The 22,227-nt window shown below is 64.4% G+C and carries 14 protein-coding genes; 10 read left to right on the top strand and 4 right to left on the bottom strand.

Going from position 1 to position 22,227, the window contains the following annotated elements; genetic code table 11:
* Positions 1–6: 6 nt before the first annotated feature.
* Positions 7–2,802, bottom strand: a complete 2,796-nt coding sequence (locus V5E97_RS30060) for a PSD1 and planctomycete cytochrome C domain-containing protein (protein ID WP_406695250.1) — start codon at positions 2,800–2,802, stop codon at positions 7–9.
* A gap of 288 nt (positions 2,803–3,090) precedes the next feature.
* Here V5E97_RS30060 and V5E97_RS30065 point away from each other — a divergent pair, with 288 nt between their 5' ends.
* From V5E97_RS30065 to V5E97_RS30080, 4 genes are all read left to right on the top strand, one after another.
* Positions 3,091–3,750, top strand: coding sequence for a hypothetical protein (locus V5E97_RS30065; RefSeq protein WP_406695251.1), 660 nt, complete (start codon positions 3,091–3,093; stop codon positions 3,748–3,750).
* Between the two features lie 71 nt (positions 3,751–3,821).
* A complete protein-coding gene (locus tag V5E97_RS30070) occupies positions 3,822–4,223 on the top strand; it encodes a hypothetical protein (RefSeq protein WP_406695252.1) in 402 nt (133 codons plus the stop codon).
* Between the two features lie 120 nt (positions 4,224–4,343).
* The gene (locus V5E97_RS30075) at positions 4,344–6,896 is read left to right on the top strand and encodes a PSD1 and planctomycete cytochrome C domain-containing protein (RefSeq protein ID WP_406695253.1); all 2,553 of its coding nucleotides are present in this window, start codon (positions 4,344–4,346) and stop codon (positions 6,894–6,896) included.
* On the top strand, positions 6,886–8,379 hold the full coding sequence (locus tag V5E97_RS30080; RefSeq protein ID WP_406695254.1) for a DUF1501 domain-containing protein: 1,494 nt from the start codon (positions 6,886–6,888) through the stop codon (positions 8,377–8,379). Before V5E97_RS30075 ends, V5E97_RS30080 begins: the two co-directional genes overlap by 11 nt.
* Positions 8,380–8,616: 237 nt before the next feature.
* On the opposite strand, the gene V5E97_RS30085 is transcribed toward V5E97_RS30080, so the two are convergent.
* Positions 8,617–9,297 (bottom strand): hypothetical protein, encoded by a 681-nt coding sequence (locus tag V5E97_RS30085; RefSeq protein WP_406695255.1) that lies wholly within the window; start codon positions 9,295–9,297, stop codon positions 8,617–8,619.
* Between the two features lie 508 nt (positions 9,298–9,805).
* Positions 9,806–10,294 carry a DinB family protein gene (locus V5E97_RS30090; RefSeq protein WP_406695256.1) on the bottom strand — a complete coding sequence of 163 codons (489 nt, stop codon included), beginning with the start codon at positions 10,292–10,294 and terminating at the stop codon, positions 9,806–9,808.
* A 606-nt stretch (positions 10,295–10,900) separates the two neighbouring features.
* Here V5E97_RS30090 and V5E97_RS30095 point away from each other — a divergent pair.
* On the top strand, positions 10,901–14,242 hold the full coding sequence (locus V5E97_RS30095; protein WP_406695257.1) for a DEAD/DEAH box helicase: 3,342 nt from the start codon (positions 10,901–10,903) through the stop codon (positions 14,240–14,242).
* A gap of 193 nt (positions 14,243–14,435) precedes the next feature.
* The gene (locus V5E97_RS30100; RefSeq protein ID WP_406695258.1) at positions 14,436–15,824 is read left to right on the top strand and encodes an alpha/beta hydrolase; all 1,389 of its coding nucleotides are present in this window, start codon (positions 14,436–14,438) and stop codon (positions 15,822–15,824) included.
* 727 nt (positions 15,825–16,551) lie between these two features.
* Here V5E97_RS30100 and V5E97_RS30105 read toward each other — a convergent pair.
* On the bottom strand, positions 16,552–17,568 hold the full coding sequence (locus tag V5E97_RS30105; protein ID WP_406695259.1) for a hypothetical protein: 1,017 nt from the start codon (positions 17,566–17,568) through the stop codon (positions 16,552–16,554).
* A 734-nt stretch (positions 17,569–18,302) separates the two neighbouring features.
* Between V5E97_RS30105 and V5E97_RS30110 the strand changes: the two genes are divergently transcribed.
* The 4 genes from V5E97_RS30110 (at position 18,303) to V5E97_RS30125 (ending at position 22,084) form a co-directional block, all read left to right on the top strand.
* Positions 18,303–18,845, top strand: coding sequence for a hypothetical protein (locus tag V5E97_RS30110; protein WP_406695260.1), 543 nt, complete (start codon positions 18,303–18,305; stop codon positions 18,843–18,845).
* Positions 18,835–20,319 (top strand): hypothetical protein, encoded by a 1,485-nt coding sequence (locus V5E97_RS30115; protein WP_406695261.1) that lies wholly within the window; start codon positions 18,835–18,837, stop codon positions 20,317–20,319. Before V5E97_RS30110 ends, V5E97_RS30115 begins: the two co-directional genes overlap by 11 nt.
* Before the next feature lie 209 nt (positions 20,320–20,528).
* Positions 20,529–21,452, top strand: a complete 924-nt coding sequence (locus V5E97_RS30120) for a CHAD domain-containing protein (protein ID WP_406695262.1) — start codon at positions 20,529–20,531, stop codon at positions 21,450–21,452.
* Between the two features lie 194 nt (positions 21,453–21,646).
* Positions 21,647–22,084 (top strand): hypothetical protein, encoded by a 438-nt coding sequence (locus V5E97_RS30125; RefSeq protein WP_406701239.1) that lies wholly within the window; start codon positions 21,647–21,649, stop codon positions 22,082–22,084.
* Positions 22,085–22,227: the final 143 nt, after the last annotated feature.

Raw genomic sequence — 22,227 nt, forward strand, 5'->3', positions numbered from 1 at the left:
TTTCGGTTAGCGGATCGTCACGAAATCATTATGGTTGAAGAGCACGTGCACGAGGCTTTCACGGGCCCGCTGCGCGGGGTCGGCGGCCGGCTTCACTGCACTGGCGGGTCCGGAAGCGAACGGGTGGAGGCCCGTCTTATCGGCCAGTCGAACGGCCTGTTCGGTCAGGTACGTTTCGCAGGCGGTCCGCTCCTCGGGACCCGGTGCGCGGCCAAGCACACGCTCGAAGGCTGAGGTCACGAACGCGGGGTTATCCGAGGTTGCCGGACCCGACTTGAGGTCGCGAGAGATCGCGGCCGCCAGGACTCGTGCCTGTTCGAACGAGATCGGGCTGTTCGCCAAGGCCAACGCCTGTTGTGGGACGACGCTCTCGGAGCGGCGGTAACAGGAGGTTGCGTTGGCGGAGTCGAACAGCTTCAGGAAGGTGACTCGCTTTTCCTTGGCGTGCCGGAAGTAGAGGCTCCGCCGCTTCGATGCGAGGTCCGCGTTCGGGTCGAGGTCGGGGCCGCCGAGGTTGTTTTCAAGGGCGCCCGCCGCATGCAGCAGGTTATCGCGGACCGCCTCGGCTTCCATCCGCCGGGGGTTCATCCGCCAGAGCGACCGGTTCTCCGGATCCTGGGCCAGGTTGGAGTCGCTCGCCCCCTCGGACGAGGACTGGCGGCGGTAGGCCTGGCTGGTGACGATCAGGCGGTGGAGCTGCTTCATGCTCCAGCCACTATCCATGAACGAGTTCGCCAGCCAGTCCAGGAGCGCGGGGTTCGAGGGGCCTTTGCCATTGAGGCCGAAGTCGAAAACGGTCTCGACCAGCGGTGTGCCGAAGTGTCGCATCCAGATGTGGTTGACGGCGACCCGGGCCGTGAGGGGATTCTCTTTCGAAGCCATCCAGTTCGCCAGTGCGAGCCGGCGTCCCGTGCTCGTCGCGGGATAGACCGTGCCCAGGCTCGCATAGGTGGCGCTGCCGTTGTTAAGAGCGCTTTGGGCGGTGTCGAAGGCTTTGCGGGCCTCATCCCGTTTCTTGGTCGCTGCGGCGATGGCGGCCTGCTTCGTGGGAAGATCGACCGATTTGAGCGATCGTTCTGGTCCCTTTTCCTTGGGCGTCTTGCCCGGTCGATACGACGGGGAGATCGGCGAGGTTTGGTTGGCGACGTCGAGCGCCTGTTCCGCGGTGAGCAGGTCAAAGCTGGCCTTGGCCACGGCGGCCGCTCGCTCGGCTCGACCTGCCTCGAGGGCCAAGCTGGGGGCGTCAGCGGATGGTGGAGTAGCATGCTTCGCGCGATCGGCGGCAATTTTCGCTTCGATCGCCAAGAGATTGGCGCGGGATAGGGTCAGGGCACTAGCCATCAGGGCGGAGGTTGCCTCGGCCTTGCGGCTCGCCGCTTGCGCCGGCTTGGGATCGCGAGCGATCGCCTCGAGTGTCGTCGCATCAACGAGAGCTCGATCCGCCTTGGCCAACGCGTCCAAGTAGGAGGTGACCTCGACCTTGGCCTGGGCCAACGTCTCGTCCTGAACGAATTGCCGCGCACCGGGATAGTAGGCCTGGGGGGGCAGGTTGACGGCCTGGACCGGGAACTTGCCTCGGTTGAGGACCCGAGGGAGGCCGGGATCGAGCGGCTTTTCCTTCACGGGCCGTTTCTCGTCGCCCCGCTCGAAGAGGAAGGTTGGCGTCTTGGGATCCTTGTCGTAGACGCGAACCAGGCCGTCCTTGAGCGGGTCGGGCTGGCCGGCGATGCGGTCGGTACGGATCTCGTGAGGTTCGAAGAAGGCGCGGAACTTGTAATAGTCTTCGTGCGCGATCGGGTCGTACTTGTGGTCGTGACACCGGGCGCAGTTGATGGTGATGCCCAGGAAGGCCTTCGAGGTGTGCTCGACGATGTTGTCGAGCCAGACGTTCCGGTTGAACTTGTACCAGTTGCGAACGAGGTAGCCGGTCGCCCGCAGGGCCTCGGGATCGTCGGGCGCGGCCTCGTCGGCGGCGATCATCTCGACGACCATCCGGTCGTACCCTTTGTCCTTATTGAGCGATTCGACAATCCAGTCACGCCAGCGCCAGATGTGGGGCTGGCTCTCGCGGACCTCTTTGTTGTAGCCGTCCCAGTCACTGTAGCGCCAAACATCCATCCAGTGCCGTCCCCAGCGCTCGCCGTAACGGGGGCTGGCCAGGAGACGATCCACGACCTTCTCGTAGGCGTCGGCCGAGGAATCCTCGAGGTAGGTTCGGAGCTCAGTCGGGGTCGGAGCCAGGCCGGTCAGGTCGAGTGAGGCTCGGCGGATCAACGTCTCCTTATCGGCGAGCGGTCCGGGCATCACCCCCCGCTCCTTCTGCTGGGCAGCAAGGAAGGCGTCGATCGGGCTGCTCTTGGGGGAAACGCCCTCCACCGTGGGGATTTCGGACCGAGTCGGCCGCTGGAAGGCCCAGTGTCGACCTGGGTCTTCCGGCTCGGCCTCGCCCTCGGGGGACTCGGCTCCCTGGTCGATCCAGGCCTTCAGGGTGGCGATCTCCTGCGTCGAGAGCGGTTCTCCTTCAGGAGGCATTCGCAAGCCGTCAGCCCCGGTGACAACCTCGATCAGCAGACTCTCGGAACTCATGCCGGGGACGACCGTCGGTCCGCCGTCTCCCCCTTGCTTGATTCGCGCCGCGGTATCGAGCCGCAGCCCTGCCTTCGCCTTGAGAACCCCGTGGCAGGCCACGCATCGCTTGGTGAAGAGGGGCTTGACCTCCCGCGCGTAATCGACAGTGTCGGCCGCCGACAGGAGTCCAGGCAGCGCGAGGCAGCCGAGCAAGGTCACGAGCGTCGTCTTCATGGATTCACCGCGGTTCGAGGTAGGAGGCCCGCGAGGGTGCCGACGGCGTGAGATCGCGCACTCGAGACCCAGAGGATGGGCGAGGCCAGCGCGGGGTCGATCACCGGGAACAGACCGATCCTACCCCAAGACCGACGGTTCCACAAGAAATTGCGTTGCCACCCTGCGCTGAAGGGTAAGCGTCTCGATTGACCCGACTCCAGGCGGCGGGTTCGTCGGATCATCCTGTTGCGCCGGAAGCCGTTGTTGTATAATGACGTGCGGAAACCCATCCGGAGGAGCGTGCACATGACTGCGGTCGACCCGTTCATCCCGCTACGCGACTGGCGTATTTCGCTGTACCGGGGTGACTTGGCCGTCGTCGACCGATTCCTGGACACGATTGACGCGATGCTATCGCCCGGCTGGGATCGCGACCGTGAGTACGAGGGGACCCGCTTGCAGCCGGACCGCATCCGCTGCTACATGTTCGACCGGGCGGGTGATGCGGCGGTGCGGGTCTGGCTCCAGCGTGTCGCTGCAACCCGAGTGCGCGGCGGCCCGGTCCAGGTGCTCCGCCATCCACCCTCGGGCGACGCGGGGCGGATCGGGCGTCTGGTCGCCGAGTTCGCTGAGGACTGCGTGCTGCCCGCCGCTAGTGCGGCCGGCGCCCGCTGCACATGGCCAGCGTTCGGCCCGCGGAGCGCCGTCACCCCCGCCGCCGAAATGCTATTCACCCGATTCGCGGACACGGCCGACGGTGAGTGGCCGCTCACGGACCGGGCGCAATGGTTGTGGGACGAACTCGTCTCCGTCTGTCTGGCCGAGCAGGTCGCCATTGACCGGGCCGAGTTGGGTCGGTGGCTTGCGGACAGCGGTTGGAAGCAGGAGGTCGTCACGGCACTCGCCGACCGTTTTTTTGCGGACTCCGAGTGGCTGGCTAAGCGGCTGGCCGTCATGGCCCCATGACGACCCTCACCCAAGCTGTGGCAGACTTGTGCGCCGCCTCCCGACCGATCCTCTTACTGGATACCTGCACGTTGCTTGACATTGTCCGGGCGCCGCTGCGCGACCTGACCTTGGCGGTTCGAGCGGGCGTTGAGCTCCGGGCGCTGGCGGCGGCCGGGATGGTTCGGCTCTTCGTTCAGGACATTGTGCCCGGCGAGTGGGCCGACAACCTGCCGGCCGCCCGGCGGGACGGGGAGGCTGGCGTCCGGGCGTTCACAGCGACCTGGCAAATTGCCGCAGACCTCGGGCAGCCAGCCCCGCCCCTTCCGGTACTCCCACCCGGAACACTGATCGACGAACTTGAGCAGCTATCGCACGACCTGTTGATGGCAGCCGACACACTCGACCGTGCAGCCAGTGAGAACCCGCCGGCCTGTCCCGTTCCGAGGTTTGTGACAGGCGGTAAGGGCCGGGTATGGCGAGAGTGTGCGTGAGTCCATGTGCCGGTTCTGGCTTGACGTGGCCCCAAAGTTTAACAATGATTTAGCGTTGTCCCGGCCGCCGCCCGACTCAAGGGTTGCATCCGCGCGGGGACGAGCCTGAAGGGTGTCTTGATGCGTATCTTAGGCTGGACGCTTCTGATCATTGCGACTCACGCCGGATTGGCTGCTCGGGCCGACCAGCCGCCGACATTTGAGCGGGACGTGCGGCCGATCCTCAAGGCCTACTGCTTCGATTGCCACGGCGGTGGCGAGGAGCTCAAGGGCAAGCTTGACCTTCGCCTGAAGCGGTTCGCCGTGCGGGGCGGGGCGACCGGGCCGGCGCTGGTGCCGGGGCAGCCGGACGAGAGCGAGCTCCTGGCCCGCGTGCGGGACGGCGAGATGCCGCCGGGCGAAGGGAAAGTGCCCGCTGACCGCATCGCCGTGCTCGAGAAGTGGATCGCCGCGGGGGCGCCGACAACGCGGGAGGAGCCGGAGAGTCTGCCACAGGGAATCGACATCACGCCGGAGGATCGGGCGTTCTGGGCGTTCCAACCGATCCGCCGCCTGAATCCGCCGCCGGCCGGGCCGGACGACCGGGTGCGAACGCCGATCGACGCTTTCGTCCTGGCCAGGCTCCGTGAGCGCGGGCTGGGGTTCGCCCCCGACGCCGATCGCCGCACCCTTATCCGCCGCGTTCACGCCGACCTGACGGGCCTGCCGCCTACGCCGGAGGAGGTCGAGACCTTCGTCGCCGATCAGGCGCCCGACGCCTACGAGCAGCTTGTCGAGCGACTCCTTGCCAGCCCCCATTACGGCGAGCGGTGGGCGCGGCACTGGCTCGACGCGGCAGGATACGCCGACTCCGAAGGGGACGGTACCCAGGACACGCCGCGTCAGTTTGCCTACAAATACCGCGATTACGTCATCCGGGCCCTGAACGCCGACAAGCCGTTCGACCGGTTCCTCATTGAACAGTTTGCAGGCGACGAGCTCGTCCCAAAGCCCTGGTCGAACCTGACGCCCGAGCAGACGCAGCTCCTGGCGGCGACTGGCTTCCTCCGCACCGGCCCCGACGGCACCGCCACCGGCGGCGGGGACGCCCTGGTGTCGAACCAGGTCGTTTCGGACACGATCAAGATTGTCGGGTCGGCGGTGCTGGGCCTGACCGTCGCCTGTGCTCAGTGCCACGACCATCGCTACGACCCAATCCCCCAGTCAGACTACTATCGCTTCCGCGCCGTGTTCGAACCGGCCCTCGACCCGCAGCATTGGCGTCGGCCCGGTCAGCGGCTCATCTCGCTCTACTCCGACGCCGAACGTACCCGTGCCGCGGCGGTCGAGACCGAGGCACAGGCGATTCAGAAAGACCTCGCCTCCAAGACCGCCCGGTTCCTCGCGGCCGCGACGGAAAAGGAGCTGGCGAAGTTCCCCGAGGACGTGCGGGGCAAGCTCCGCGCGGCTCTCGACACGCCCGCCGATAAGCGGACCGACGAGCAGAAGTCGTTGCTGGCCACCAACCCGAGCGTCAACATTAGCGCGGGGGTGCTCTACCAGTACGACCCCAAGGCCGCTGACGAGCTGAAGAAGGACGCCGAGCGGGTTGCGGCGAAGCGCTCGGAGAAGCCGCCGGAAGACTTCGTCAGCGTGCTCGACGAGGTGCCCGGCGTCACGCCCGAGACCCGCCTCTTCCATCGCGGTGACCATCGCCAGCCGAAGTCGCCGGTCGGGCCGGGCGACCTGACCATCGCGGCGCCAGACGGCCAGCGTTACGAGATTCCTCCCGATGACCCGGCCTTGCCGACCACCGGCCGCCGCCTGGCGTACGCACGCCACCTGGTCAACGGCCAGCATCCGCTTGTGGGGCGGGTGCTCATGAACCGGCTCTGGCTCCATCATTTCGGGCGAGGCTTGGTCGAGACGCCCGGCGACTTTGGAGCACTGGGCACCCGGCCGACGCACCCCGAGTTGCTCGACTGGCTGGCCGACGACCTCGCCCGCGGCGGCTGGGGCATGAAGCGGATGCACCGGCTCCTCTTGACGTCCACCACCTACCGCCAGTCCTCCCGGCGCGACCCGGCGCAAGACGCGGTGGACAGCGAGAATGCCCTCTATGGCCGCTACGCCGTCCGCCGGCTCGACGCCGAGGCCTTTCGCGACAACGTGCTCGCCGTCTCAGGCCGCCTCGACCGGACCCCGTTCGGCCCGCCGGTGCCAGTGGCTGAGGATTCCGTCGGCCAGGTGCTCCCTGACAAGGACTCGCCGCGCCGCAGCGTATACCTCCAGGCACGCCGCACGAAGCCGGTGTCGTTGCTCTCCGCGTTCGATGCGCCGGTGATGGCCATCAACTGCGACCGCCGCGTGCTCAGCACGTCGGCGCCTCAGGCCCTGGTCCTGATGAATAGCGAGTTCACGCTCGGTCATGCGAAATCGATGGCGCAGCGGCTCCGGGCCGCGGCACCGGCCAACTCCGCCACCGACTCGACCGACCCTGCCGCTCATCGTTTGCATCGGATGATCGCTCATGCCTGGCTCCTGGCCTACCAGCGTCCGGTCAGCCGCGAGGAGCTCGACGCCGCGATCGCGTTTGTCGCTCCCCCCCGTGGCGGCAATGACCCCGAACTGGCCGCGCTGACGGACCTCTGCCAGCAGCTCCTCTGTTCCAACGAGTTCCTCTATGTCGACTGAGCCGTTCCCCCACAGCAGACGGGACTTCCTGACGAGCTCCGCCTTCGGCGTGGGTGCTTTCGCCCTGGCGCACTTGCTGCGCCAGGACGGGCTGCTCGCCGCGGAGCCCCCCAAGCCCGGCGAGAACCTGCCGCTCGACCTCAGGCCCCGGCCCCCCCACCATGCCCCGAAGGCGACGGCGATGATCTCGCTGTTCATGCACGGGGGGCCGTCGCACGTCGACCTCTTTGATCCGAAGCCCGAACTGTCGAAGCACCACGGCAAAGACTACAGCGGCGACATTGCCTTCAGCTTCGTGAATCGGGCCAGCAAGAAGCTGCTCGGGAGCCCCTGGAAGTTCGCCAAGCACGGGCAGTGCGGCACGGACGTCTCGGAGCTGCTCCCCGAGACGGCGCGGATGGTGGATGACCTGTGCGTGATCCGGTCGATGCACACCGGGCACAACGGCCACGAGGTCTCGATCCGTTACTTCCACGGCGGGATCGCGGGCATCACCGGGCGTCCGACGCTCGGGAGCTGGGTCGTCTACGCACTGGGCAGTGAGTCGCAGGAGCTCCCGGCCTATATGGTCCTCTCCGACCCTGGCGGGCACCCGGTCGACGGCACGCACAACTGGTCGAGCGGGTTCATGCCGCCGACGTTCCAGGGGACCGTGCTCCGCCCGCAAGAGCCGCGGATCCTCAACCTCGACCCGCCGTCCCACCTCCGCGGTGAGGGGCAGGCCCGGAACCTGCAATTCCTCGATGCGCTGAACCGCCGCCACGTGGCGTCGCACCCCGGCGAGACCGACCTGGAGGCCCGAATCCGGACCTACGAGCTCGCCGCGTCGATGCAGACCGCCGCGAAGGAGGCGCTCGACGTCTCGGGCGAGCCGGAGTACATCAAGCGGCTCTATGGCCTGGACCAGGACGCCACCCGCGAGTATGGCACGCGCTGCTTGATCGCGCGGCGGCTGGTCGAGCGCGGGGTTCGCTTCGTCCAGCTCTTCCTGGGCGGGCAGCCGTGGGACAACCACAGCGCCATCAAGAAGTCACTCCCCGGGATCTGCCGCCGTACCGACCGGCCCGCCGCCGCACTCGTTGCGGACCTGAAACAGCGCGGGCTTCTGGACACGACGCTCGTCCACTGGGGGGGCGAGATCGGTCGGCTCCCGGTCAGCGAGGGGGCTCTCGACGACAACGCAGGGCGGGACCACAACGGCCAAGGGTTCTCGATTTGGCTCGCCGGCGGCGGAATCAAGGGCGGGATGACCCACGGCGCCACCGACGAGGTCGGCCACCGCGCCGCCGACGGTATCGTCACCCCGAACGACTTCCAGGCCACGGTCCTGCACCAGCTCGGCCTGGACCACACGAGCCTCGCCTACCACGCCAACGGCCGCGCCCAGCATCTCATCGACGGCCGCCCCGCCCGCGTCGTGGGCGAGATCCTCAAGTCGCCGCCGGGGGCCGATCAGGCGTCGAGAAGTGCGGCAGGCCAATGACGATGACCCAATCAAGGATATCGAGCTGAGGACCGTCGCGCCAGATTGCTCAGACCGCACAATGATGCACGCTGGCCCTGGGGTGTGATCGGACCAGGGATTTGCCAAGGATCTCGATTGAACCGACACGCTCGTGCCCTGCCCGCCCATGGGGGCGGGCATGAGCGTGGCCGTGAACCGCACCGCAGAGCGACTCGCCCCTCGATCACACCCCGCCGGCCTTCCTCGTGACCCCCGTCACGGGGCCCCGGTGGTGGTCGGGGCGACCCTGGCATAGGTCGCCCGGCCGTCGAGCTTCCAGCCGCCCCATCGGGTCAAGGTCCAATCGGTCAGCTCGCCGAACGGCACCGCCGCGCCGGCGGTGGCTTGCGACGGGTCGGCGAGCGAGACGTCTCGCGCCCCGGTGCTGACTGGGTTGATCGAGATGCCGACGGACCCCTTCTGTTGATCCGGGGCCTCCTGCCCCACATGAACCTCGACGGCCTCCGCCTTCGCGCCCCATTGAGCGCGGAGCTGGACCAGCCGCGGGTGGACGGCATCGTACCAGCGACGGACGTCGTCGGTGGTGCCGGGGGCGGCGAGCGATGTCAGGGCGGCCGGGTCGTCGCTGGCGAGCGCCTGTGCCGCCGCTTCCGCGACCAGTTCGAGCCGCTCGGCGGCCCCGAACAGGTAACGCAAGCCCATCACGAGGGCCAGGAGCAACGTCAGGCCGGCGACGACCTTCCGAAGCGGGAACCGGCTCGCCAACTGTTGGACTTCCCGTTTCAACTCGCGATATTCTTCCTCCACGTCGGGAGGAGCGCCGATCACGAGCCTCCGCCCTTGTCCAGATGCAGATCGGCGTGGCATTTTGAGCAGGTCAGACGCGAGTAAGGCTTCGCTTCCGCGGCCCCGAGTGGGCACTTGCAGAGCGGACATCTCCTCCCTGTCATCGTCAACTCCCTTGTCCCGTCAGAGTTCCGAAAGTCATCATGTCGATGATTGAAAAAATGAGGTGATTCCGCGGACGAGAAACGGCGCGGGGGCGTTGTCGAGGGGGCCCCCGCTTGCGGATATTCCCATTTTACTCGACATTGAATTCGATGTACATCCACCCGGATCGTTCGATGTACATCCGCCTGGATCGGCGGAGTCAACCCCATGGGGCATGGCTGTCGCCCGATGCCCGTCGCTCCCGGAATTCAGCCTCAGGCCCTTCAAAAGTCCAAGCCGTCCGCCCCACGGGATCGGGTCGATCCGCCCTGGGGTTGTCGATCAGCCAGCACCATCCGGGCCAAGGGGCAGTGACCATGCACCCAAACAGGCCAACATGGGGGACCTGGAGTCTCCACCGAGGCCGGCGACCATGCACCCAGCTTCACTGTATTTCCCTGATCTCGCCGCCGAGGTGCCAGGAGACACTTGCTCATCAGTAGGCATCTTGACTTTATGCTTCACCACTCCAGGCGCCGAGGAGCCGCCGGACCGTCACGAGCTGGCCCAGGTGGTAGGCGTTGTGGTCGGCCACCAGGAGGGCCTCACGCAGGATCGTCTGACCCTGCCCGTGCGGGATCGGGGCCAGCAAGTCCGTGCCGGGGTCGGCCACCAGGTCCATCATCTTGCGCAGATCGGTCCGGAACGCTACGACGGAGCGGTCCCAGGCGCTGGGGTCCGGCGGTTCGTCCGCCTCGGGCCAGTAGCCGCCCGGAAACTCTGGGGACACGTGGGTTGGATCGATACTGAACTGGAGGATATCCCACTGGGCAATCCGCATGTGTTCCACCAATCGCCAGGGGGTATGCGGCAGCCCGGGTGGCCGCGAGCCTCGCAGTTCGGCGGGCAGTCCGGCGATCGCCCGCTCGAAATCGAGGTGAGCGTGACTCCCGCCCAATAACTCCAGCAGGTGTTCACTCAGCCCGGCTTGTTCTGCCATCATCTAAGTCCCTCCTCCGAGTTGTCCCGGCCCTTCCCCTGGCTCGGGACGTCACCCGATTATCGCAGCCCGCGACAGCGCCGGAAAGCGGATTCGGCCAGCCGGCCGGAGTCGCGAGACACAATTTAAGATTGTGCGGCCCTCGCCCCGACATACGGCCACCGGGGACGCCCTGTGGGCAGCCCCGGCCCGCGCCCGCATTGGCGATCCAGATTGCGAAGAGTAGCCTGAGTATAGAGTGGGCTCTCTGGGGTGTGGATCAGGTAAGCAATCCCACTCCGGTGGATCACTCGCTTGATCGATAATATAATATTGGTATGATGTTTTGAGTTGTCGGCTTGCAAATCGCTGATCGGGTTCATCTTGGGGCGCTGCCCAAGGCCATTTTGTCCAACCAGCGAAACGTGGGGTGATCGGCGAGATGTCAACCCACTCTTGCCGAGCGAGCGTCACTCTCTTCCCTGCGAGCAGGGCGGATCAGAAATCGAGTCTTGGTTACTTGTTCCTCCGGCCGCTGTGTTGCGATGGTTCTCACCTTTCGTACAATGACAATCAAATGAGAAATCCTCGTCCGGCCAAGAGAACTGCACGGTGCTCTCAGCGAACTTGATGTCTCTCGTTTCGAAGACGACACGCGAGCGCGGCCGCGATTACTTCGTTTCGCGGAGGGTGACAATCGTCGAGGGCGATGCGTGGCACGTTGCCGCGACCGTCCGGGGAAGTCGGTCCTACGTCGTGAAGCTTTTCCGAGAGCGTGCTGCGATCGAGGCTTGGTGTTCGTGCCCGTACTGCGAGGATTATTTCGAGCCTTGCAAGCACATCTGGGCCACACTCCTCGCCGCGGAAGCCGTAGGTTATCTCCTGGGAGACGGCAGGCGAACGGTGCGGCAACTGACGTTGACCGCCCCGGACGACGAGGATGACATCGAAGACGAGCAATGGTATGCGACTCCTAGACCGTCCCCGGCATTACGCCCGCCGAGCGACATCGCCAATTCAAAGTCCCGGTCCCGTCAACCTCGGCAGACGACCCAGGCGTGGAAGGAGACCCTATCTCGCCTGCAATCGACGACGGGGCAGACACCGGCGATCCTCTCCGCGGCCCTACCTCCCGGACACGAGATCGTCTATGTCGTGGACATACCGGCCTGCCTGGCGAGCAATGGGCTCGTGCTGGAGGTGGCGACACGCAATCGCAAGAGGGACGGCGAGTGGAGCAAACCCAAGGGCCGACGCTTCGTCCTGAGTGAGATTGATCACCTGCCGGAACCCGCCGATCGCCAGGCGATGGCCATCTTGGCCGGTGGGCGAGAGAAAGTGAGCGGCAACTATTCCGGCAGTGGCTACTACGAGAGCGTCCCAACTCGCTTCCTCCTCACGCACGCGCTCAGCGAGGCCCTGCTGCCGATGCTCTGCGCCACGGGCCGGTGTCTGCTGCGGGGATCGGAGCCGGACGATTCGATGCGTCCGCTCCGCTGGGATGACGCCGGCCCTTGGGAGTTCTGGCTGAAGGTGACGCCGGACGATGCCGGTAAAACGTACGTAATCGCCGGCGAGCTCCGTCGCGCTGAGGAGCGACTGGCACTGGTGACTCCCTTGCTGTTGCTGAGCGGCGGACTCGTGTTCTGGGAGGACCGCGCCGCACCGCTCCTTGACTTCAACGCTTTCCAATGGATCGCACTGCTTCGCCAGCAGCGTGAAGTGCCCTTCCCCGCCAAGCAGAAGCGGGAGTTCCTCGCGGAATTGCTCCGGCTTCCGGACCTGCCCCGGCTCGAACTGCCGGAGGACCTGCGGTACGAAGAGGTCGCGCCGGCGCCCCGGCCCTACCTGGCCATCAAACGCCGCGACGGCGACGACCGGCGCCGGATGACCAACCGGGATCAGAATTGGCTCATCGGCGCCCTCTCCTTTGAGTACGACGGCCACGTCGTGCCTGCGAAGGACCCGGCTCGGAGCGTCTTCGAACCCGACGAGCGACGGCTGCTGCTGCGCGACCCGGCGGCCGAGCGGTCCTTCGCGGCAAGACTCGAGGAGGTCGGCTTCCACCGCAGGACCGACTACCGCCAGGGCGAAACTCTGGAGCTGCCCGCACGCAACCTGCCGAAGGCCGCGCGGGCCCTCCTCCAGGAGGGCTGGCGCGTCGAGGCCCAAGGGAAGCTGTACCGCCAGGCGGGCGACTTCCGGATCGAGGTGACGTCCGGAATCGACTGGTTCGAGCTACACGGCGGGGTGACCTTCGACGGTCAAGAGGTGCCGCTTCCCACCTTGCTCGCGGCCCTGAGGCGCGGCGAGGACCTCGTGCCGCTGGGCGACGGCAGTTTCGGCCTGTTGCCGGAGGAGTGGCTCAAAAAGTACGCGCCCCTGGCCGGGGTGGGCACGCCGGAGGGGGATCATCTTCGGTTCCGGCGGACGCAAGTCGGCCTGCTCGACGTCCTGCTGGCCGAGCAGCCCGAGGCGCGATTCGACAAGCGGTTCGAGCGGGCGCGCGAGCGGCTGCGCCAGTTCCAGGGCATTGCGCCCGCGGACCCGCCGGCCGGGTTCCAGGGGCAGCTTCGCGATTATCAGCGCGACGGCCTTGGCTGGCTCCACTTCCTCCGCGAGTTCGGTTTCGGCGGCTGCCTGGCCGACGACATGGGCCTGGGCAAGACCATCCAGGTGCTCGCCCTGCTGGAGGCACGCCGCGAACTACGGGCCGCTTCCAGGAAACGCCGCCGACCTCCGCCGTCGCTGGTCGTGGTGCCGCGGTCGCTCGTCTTCAACTGGAAGCAGGAGGCCGCTCGCTTCACGCCGAAGCTCCGCGTCCTCGATAACACTGGCATCGGCCGCGGTAAGCCCGGGGAACAATTCGACGGCTACGATGTCATCCTGACCACCTACGGCACGCTTCGGAAAGATATCGTCGACCTCAAGGACTACCAATTCGATTACGCCATCCTCGACGAGGCCCAGGCGATCAAGAACGCGAGCAGCCAGTCGGCGAAGGCGGCCCGGCTGATCAGTGCGGAGCATCGCCTGGCCCTCAGCGGCACGCCGGTCGAGAACCACCTTGGCGAGTTATGGAGCCTGTTCGAGTTCCTCAACCCGGGCATGCTCGGCAAGGCCGCGGAGATTGGCAAGGCCGACCTCGGCCTCCTCAAACCCGGCGAGGAGAACATTTCACTCTTGGCGAAAGCCCTCAGGCCGTTCCTCCTCCGGCGCACCAAGGAGCAGGTTGCGAAAGACCTGCCCGAGAAGTCCGAACAAACGGTCTACTGCGACCTGGAACCCGCCCAGCGCAAGCTGTACGACGAGCTGCGCGAGCACTACCGGAACTCGCTGCTCGGGCGCATTGCGCGCGACGGGATCGGGAAGTCAAAGATCCAGATCCTCGAGGCGCTGCTGCGTCTGCGGCAGGCGGCCTGTCATCCCGGTTTGATCGACAAGGCCAATCGGTCGGGCGAATCGAGTGCCAAGCTGGACGTGCTCCTGCCGCAACTGCGCGAGGTCTTTGCCGAGGGACACAAGAGTCTGGTATTCTCCCAGTTCACGAGCATGCTGGCGTTCGTCAAGCAGCGACTGGACGAGGAGAGTATCCCCTATGCCTACCTCGACGGCCGCACGCGGGACCGGCAGGCGTGGGTGCAGCAGTTCCAGGACGACCCGGACTGCAAAGTGTTCCTGATCAGCCTGAAGGCTGGCGGCCTTGGCTTGAACCTGACGGCGGCCGACTACATCTTCCTGCTCGACCCCTGGTGGAATCCCGCGGTGGAGAGCCAGGCGATCGACCGCGCCCATCGGATCGGCCAGGTTCGCCCGGTGTTCGCCTACCGGCTCATTGCGCGGGATACGGTCGAGGAAAAGGTGCTCCAACTCCAGGCGCAAAAACGAGCCTTGGCCGACGCCATCATCACCGCGGACAACAGCCTCATCCGAGACCTTGGCCGCGAAGAGCTGGAATTGCTCCTCTCCTGAACTCCGCGCCGCAAAAGCCGTGCTCGACCGAACGGCCGCCATCGCGATGGTCGAGAGGGCTATGGGGGCGGGAGGGGGCGGAGACGCGTGCCGGATTCCGGCTCCCACGCCTTGCCGCGGGCTTGAGCGTCGTTTATACGTCGAAACCGCAGAATGCCTCCGCGCTCCCACGGTCCGACCCGGAACAACGCCCATGAACTTTTTCCCGCCTCGCCGCTTGGTGGCCGTTCCCGCCCTCTTATTGTTGCTCTTGGTCGCGCCCAGCACCGCGCTCCAAGCCCAGCAGGCTCCGTACGACGTTTTCCCGCCGGCCGACCCCCCTTACTACCGTGTACGGTATGAACCCTCGAAAAAGGCCGGTGAGCTCATCTTCGGCGTCAATTACACCGTCTGGATTCCTCGCGACCTGAAAACCGTGCGCGGGGTGATCGTGCACCAACACGGCTGCGGCGAGGGGTCGTGCAAGTCGGGGCTTACGGGAGCATATGACCTCCATTGGCAGGCTCTGGCGAAAAAGCATGATTGTGCGTTGCTGGCTCCCGCCTACGAGCAGGCCGAGAAGGCCGACTGCCAGATGTGGTGCGATCCGCGCAATGGATCGAGCGATGCGTTTCAGAGGGCACTGGTCGACTTGGGGGCGAAATCGGGGCATCCCGAGCTGGCTGAAGTCCCGTGGGCACTCTGGGGTCACAGCGGCGGAGGTCACTGGGCGGGAGGAATGGTCATGATGCACCCCGAACGCGTCGCGGCGGCGTGGCTCCGCTCGGGCGTGCCCCTGTTGCAGTCGAACTCCGATCGGCCCACGATCAAGGCCCACGCACTTCCCGATGCGGCGCTCAAGGTGCCGATCATGTGCAACCTTGGCACGAAAGAAGGGGTCTCGGTCAAGAACGACCGATTCTCCGGAGTCTGGCCCGCGAACGAGGCCTTCTTCACTACCGTTCGCTCTAAAGGCGGGCTCGTCGGCGTGGCCGTCGATCCGCTCACCGCTCACGAGTGTGGAAATCAGCGTTATCTTGCGATCCCTTGGCTCGACGTCTGCCTCACCGACCGTCTCCCGACAAGCCCGGGCGAACCCTTGAACGCCATGTCCGCCGGCGATGTCTGGCTCGCCCTTCCGACTGGGTCCGAGGCTCTGCCCGCCTCGACGTTTTCAGGAGATCCCCTCAGTGCTGGCTGGCTCCCCAACGCGACGGTCGCTCGGGCGTGGATGCAATACGTCAAGGACACGAACCTAACCGATACGACTTTGCCTCCCGCTCCGACGAACCTGCGCGTCGACGGCAACAGCTTGCGCTGGGAGTGTGAGGCCGACCTGGAAAGCGGCCTGGCCGGGTTCATCATCGAACGCGATGGGGCGTTACTCGCCAACCTGCCTGACAAACCCAAAAACCCCTTCGGCCGGCCCCTCTTCCAAAACCTCCAATACAGCGACACCCCCACCCAACCACTTGTCTCCATGGAATTTACCGACATGACAACAAAACCGGGCGATCTCCATGTCTACAGGGTGATTGCGGTGAACTCGGCCGGACTCAAGTCGGAGCCGAGCGGAGCGAGCGGCGCGGATCAGAAGAATTGATCATGATGTATGCTAGTACGATCAAGCAAGCAAACGTAGCGGGAGGGTGAGGCGTCTTGAATCTCGCCCCCGCGAAATATGATTCAACGATCCGCGACTGGGCGAGAATCGTGATGGATTTTCGGCCCGGTCGATTCAGTGGCACGGCCGGCCCGGCCGTATCCCCCTCGGCCCCGAGCTATTCCTCGGATTCACGCCGACCCCGAGGAATTACGGCCGGGCCGGCCGTACTACTCTGCAAACCAACCCGCTGCGGAAACCGCAAGAATCACCGGTTCTTTAACTCTGCCGCGGATCGTTGGTATTGTTAAATGAAAGCTGCTTGCGTATTGCGGAAAACTGATGATGCTATGTGGATATCAAGGCTTTGTGCGTGCTGCGGTTCGGTACGCCCCGGTTGTTTGACCGACGCATACTGCGATATCCTGCCGGGAGTCGTCCGTGTCCGGCGGCACGCCAGTCGAGCAGGGTCAAATTGCCGGCCCGCAAACCCGTGCGGATCCGTCGGTGGGAATTGAACCCGATGCTCACATTCCTTGACGAATGGGGCGAGATGGCGTGCCGGTTGAGATCGGCCAAGCAAGGGAACCTGTCGATCAAGAAGAGCGTCACCACCGACTGAGTACTATCCTGACGATTCACTATCTTGCGTGATTTGCTTGTAGGTTCATGAGATGACTGTTTGCCTCAAAGTCGAAGGGCCTCCGGGAGTCCTCGTTCGCTCATTTCAGAATTGCACGACCACGCCGGTGCCGATGGATTTTTCGAATCGGAAATTCCCCGACCATTCGGGTTGAACGCTATTGTTCAACCCCACGGAAAAGTTGAGCGTCCACTTGAAGTGCGGCTTATTGATGAGGTGCGCGACAACGCCCGCATTCAAGAAGCCCTCATCCGGGTTCAATAGGCTGAAGTCGAAAGTGTCGAGGATCCAGTCAGGCAGCTTTCCCTGCAATTTGGTCTTGAACAGCAGCTCGTTCACGAAATGGCTGAGCACGGAAGGAGAGATCTGGACGTCGTCCCCTATTCCGCCGAGCGTGACCGTCATCTTGTCGACGTGGGCATTGCATCGAACCTGGCTGAGTGTACTGAACTGGGCAACGGCCAAATGCATCGCGGAAATATCGATCGTCACGTCGCGTCCCAACCTGGTGTCGAACCGCATCGTCGTCATCGTGTCCAACGGCCGGTCGTTGATCCGGGGCCGGAAAACCTCGCGGAACCCAACGCCATCAGTCGCCAGGAAGGAAAGTGTGAGTGGCCAGTGTTGTTTCCAACCGCTGCTTGACCCCTCGACAAAGCCGGCACGTTCGCCCGCCTTGGCGTTCCGAATGGCGACGAGCAACTTGTCGCGATCTTCGACAATGAAGTCGATGCCGTTCAAAACATCGCGATGAGCAATGACCGGAAGATATCGCTGTTTGGAAAGCTTCTCGATCTTGTCCCAGGAATAAACGATGTGGTCGCCAAGCACGATCTTGGGCGTAAAGGTTTGCAGACGGGTGTTGATCGCATCAAACACCTTTTGATTGGCCAGGACGTGGTTGATGTGCTTCTCGCAGGCGACAAACGGCGAACCCGGCGACCGCTCGAACGTCGCCCCCGACGGATCGGTTTTGGAAGGGGATGGACTTTTGAGCTTTTCCAAGTCGGCTGTATTGAGGACCCGCTCGCCGGCACTGCCATCCAGCGCATGAGCAGCATCGAACGGCTTGCCTTTGCTCAAGGGGACCGGATCCCTCATTCCCAATTTCTTTGGCGGCGGCATCTTGAAAGCTCCCCTGCTTGAACTGGGATTTTCCAGATGAGCTCGACTTCGCCCAGGCCTCCTACACGTATTGGACTCGGGCTCAATGCCCGTGTCCAGTGGAAAGGTTGGCAAGTATTGGGGCGTCCGGCGGATCCGATGTCCCATCAGATATGTCGAGTGTCAATAATTGTCGCGATTTTATGCATGTCGTCGCACGCCACGGCGTACAAAGCCCCGTTCTCGACGGCTCCACCCCCCCCTGAATTTGCCTTGCTTGGAATATTCTTGGCGGTCCCCCTCGCTCTTTAGAACGGCCCTGATATCGAGGGGAACCGCCTCACTGATCATGCGTGTGGGGGGCATGGTGGTGTGTTGCTTCGCGCGTCGCTCAACGCCATTTGGTGGAGGCGAGGGCGGGAGCCAACCTGGGAGTGCATCGTAAACGGTGGGATTGCCGGACGTTTTCATTGCCTTGAGGTGTGGAGACCACCGCGCCGATGCTTCCCCTCTTCGACGGGGAAGACCCTGCCGAAAATGCAGGCAAGGCCGGTCGGCTCGGGCTTACGACGCCCGCTTTTGCTCATCGCTTGCGACGACGAATCCGATTTGTGACACAGGATCTGCGCTTAGTTAAGTTGAGCCGAGTCTGGATCTCGAGAGAGGTTCCCAAGAAATGGGGGGCTTGTCGGGGTCGTTCTGATTTCGGCGGTTGGGAAGGAGCCCTGCCCATGACTCGGGACAACGGACCGCCACGTCGTCGGTCAATCGATTCTGCTTCATCCGTTTCACGTGTGCGGCGGAGATCCGCAACTCCGGGCGTCGAGGCCCTCGAATCTCGGCAACTCCTCTCGCTCTATACCGGACCGTCGTCAAGCCGGCCGATCGCATCCAACGGCTCGCTCTTCACGATCAGCGTGACCGGCGGGGGCTACCAGACGGTCAAGCGTCTCAAGGGTGGCCAGTACGCGATCAACCTTTTTGCCACGAATCCCAACAGTGCCCTGACGATCACGGCCCAGCCGCGACAGGCCCACTTCAACACGACCCAGATCAACATTGGCAAGATCAACGTCAAGACCGGCCTGCTTGGCTCGATCGACGCGGGGGCGGCGAATTTGCTCGGGCCGATGACTGCCCTTAAAGGGTCGGTCTCGTCGATTCAGCTCGCCAGCATCGGCCGCAATGCGACTGTGGATGTGAATGGCGACCTGGGACAGCTGAACGCTGCGAGTGTGGAGCTCGGGCCGACAGGACGGATCCATGTGGGGTAACCTGACTGGGTCGGTGGGGGGCTCGATCAAGCTGGACGGAGGCCATTTCGTCATCGATAACGATGCGACGGGAACCTTCAACCCTTCGAGCCTGATTGTGCAGCACGGCGGTGTTTTCGCCGTTGGCCACGACCTGACCGGAGGGTTCAACCTTGGCGGTGAGATCCAGGCCAATTCCAACGGTCTGATCAATATTGGCCATGACCTGGGGGGGCTCACCCTGGGACGAGGGCTGAGCCTCCAAGGGGGGCGGCTGATCGTGGGGAACGACCTCAAAACGGTCGGAACGGTTGCGAACACGGTCAAGGTCTCCGACAACGGACTCCTCTTCGTCGGACGCGACATCGCCAGCGGTCTGACCGTCAGTGGAGACGTGACGCTCGACTCGGGAGGCAGCATCATCGTGGGCCGAGACCTGGCCTCGCTGTCCGTGGGCGGCGACTTTGAAGTGATGCCCACCGGGGGTCTGTTGGCGGTCAAAGGCAACCTGGCCGGTCTGACGGTGAATGGAGCCTTGAACGGCAAGGGATCTCCCGCGTCGCTTGACCTGTTCGTCGGGCTCGACCTCACCAATCTCAGTGTCCTGGGGGGCGGGGCGTTTCTCGGGGGGATTCAGGACGCGAACATCGACGTTGGCAAGAATCTCTTCGGCCTCGACGCTCGCCACGGCATTTTCAAGAGCTTTATCACCGCGGGTGTGTTGATCGACGGGGCTGGCAACGGGTCGTTGGGGGGTGCCTCGAACATTGGAGCCGACGGCGTTGACGCGATCCTGAACTCCGAGCTCCGCGCGGGGGTCGAGATTCGTAACATGACCATCGGCGGCGACGTTCGGTCCGAGTTTGCGCTCAACCCCAACGCGACCGGCTATCCCACCCGGATCATCGCGGGTGAGGATCGCCAGGGGCATCTCCTGACCGGGGGGAACATCAACAACTTCCAGATCTTGGGATCGTTGATCGATTCGGTCCTCGCCGCCAGTGTCGCGCCGAGTGGGGGCAACGGCACACTGCCCCCTTCGGGGTATGGTCCGCCGCCGACTCCCTCGACGGATCCAGGCGACGGGACCTACGACGCTCCCGCGGGGGTGATCTTCGGGGGGAGCGTGAGCGCCCCGATTCCTTATATCAACTACACTGAGATCACCTACTTCAACGAGACGTTCAAAGAGATCGCGTACAATACCCAACTCGATCCTGTCATCGACGACTTCATCCTTCCCGGCTCGATCAACGCCGGCTTTGCGTCGAAGCCGTTGACCCAGGCTCAGTTGACCGATCCCTCGGTCACAACGACCAACTCGGGGGGAGGCACGACAACCACCGGCACGACGACCCTGAACCTGCCGTTGCCCACCAAGTCGACGGTGCTCGGCGGCGTGGTCTCGAACACGCATGTCGGCAATGCCGACTTTGCCGGTATCTTCGCCGCCGATACCCGCGGAGTGTTCATCGGGACGTTGCCGGACCAATGACGTCACCGGCCGCCGCCCCGAGAAGTTGGGGCGGTGGTCCTGACGCGTCGAGCGGTCCGCAACAGTCCGAGGGCATCGCTCGCCCTTGCGGGCCTTGGCGATCTCGGCTAAGGTCAAAGAATGGGTCGGGAGCCGCTCGAGGCATTGGTCTCGTGGGTTCCGGTCGGTTGGGATCATTCCGCATAAAGGTCGAGGATTACGTGCCTACAATGGCCAATGGGAAGCCTCGGCAGTACCTTGAATTGCCCGTCGAGGTCGCGCCGGTCGGTCCTGCCTCCGAGGCGGTCCTGACGGCATTGAGACGGGGTGTCGAGCGGATGCTCCATTGCGATCCCGCGGCCAGGCAAGGGCTTGCCGAGGGGGTCCACGGGATGCGGACGTCGACGCGTCGGCTCCGCAGTGCGCTTCGCACGTTCGGCAAGCTCATCAAGGCCGAATGGTCGTTGCCACTCGAGCGAGAGCTCAAGTGGCTTGCGCAGGTGCTTGGTGCCGTGCGAGATCTCGACGTTCTCCGCGAGCGGCTACTCCGAGCCTCGGGGGATGCGCCGGAGGCACTCGCTCCTTTATTTCGGACCTTGGCGGTGGAGCATGAGCGGGCTTCCGGGAGGCTCAAAGAGGTCCTCAAGGGAGAGCGCTACCGGGCCCTGATCGAGTTGCTGGAGCAGGCGGTCATCGTGGCTCCGCTTTGCCAAAACGCTGGGGAAATGCGTCGCTCCGAACTCCCCTCGCTGGCCGGTGAGGCTTGGAAATCCCTCAAGAAACGAGGTAGAGCGCTTCGCCCCAACGACCCCGACAAAGACTTTCACGAGGTTCGCAAGCGAGCCAAACGCGCGCGCTACGCGGCCGAGGATGTTGCCGATGTGCTCGGCAAGAAACGGTCAAAAGAGGCGAGACGGTTCGCGGAAATCGCGACCAAGGTGCAAGACATCCTCGGTGAACACCAGGATGCAGTTACCGCCGCCCAGGAAATCTCGCGCATCGTCGCCCTACATCGCGACGACATCCCGTTGAAACTTGCCGCTCACCGGCTTTTCAAACGGCAGATCCGCCAGGCGGATCAATCTCGAGAGCGATTCTTCAAGGCCTGGCGCAAGCTCGACCGGAAAAAATTCCGCCGCTGGCTGACCGCCTGAGCGGGCCGGAACCGGAACCACTCAATCGAGGTTCGTCGTCACCGTTCGCCTGTTTTTTTAAGAAACCACCCCCCGCGTGGTCCAGCGTGACCTACACTGGAGATGGTCATTCGCGAATTGTCGCCATTTCCCTCGTCGTTGTTCTGGGACCGAGGGAAGGCGGCGACTGGCTCGAATGAAGTCCTGGGTGTGTGATGCTTCAACGTCGCTCAAATCGCGATGGGCCCAATCCGAAACGTGGCGACGACCGTCGCAGTGCGTCTCGCTACATTGCGGGTCTAACGAATGTGATCCTGGGGTGGACGGAAGCCGAGACGCCGCGCAGCGTCGTCGCCAGACTTCGCGACATCAGTCTGGAAGGGGGATCCGCGCTGGCCAAGATCGCTCCCCACGCCGGGACGACGGCCTGGTTTCGCCTCCAGGGGGACGACGCGTCTCCTTGGATTGCCGTGAGTATCGTCGCGATCTCGAGGACGGGACTGCTCGGATGTGGACCGCGCTTGGTCCGCTGGAAGTTCCCGGAAGCTTGCCCTTATCACGTTTTCAAGGCCGCGATCAACGGCTTCAGCGCGAGTCAGGACGTCGACGAAGTCAAGATGCCCGGTTATACCCCACGCGACTGGCGGGGCTGAACGTCACGGAACCCACCGAGCTTTGTCGTTCGTGTGCTAGCTCACCACGCCGGACGCTGATTTCACCACGCCGGTGACGCGGTTTTCCCTGGTCGCTGACGTCTCAAAATCGAGACCCAAGACTCCTGGTTCGACCGAATTCA

Source organism: Singulisphaera photorubra, from assembly GCF_045290345.1.
Lineage (GTDB): Bacteria > Planctomycetota > Planctomycetia > Isosphaerales > Isosphaeraceae > Singulisphaera.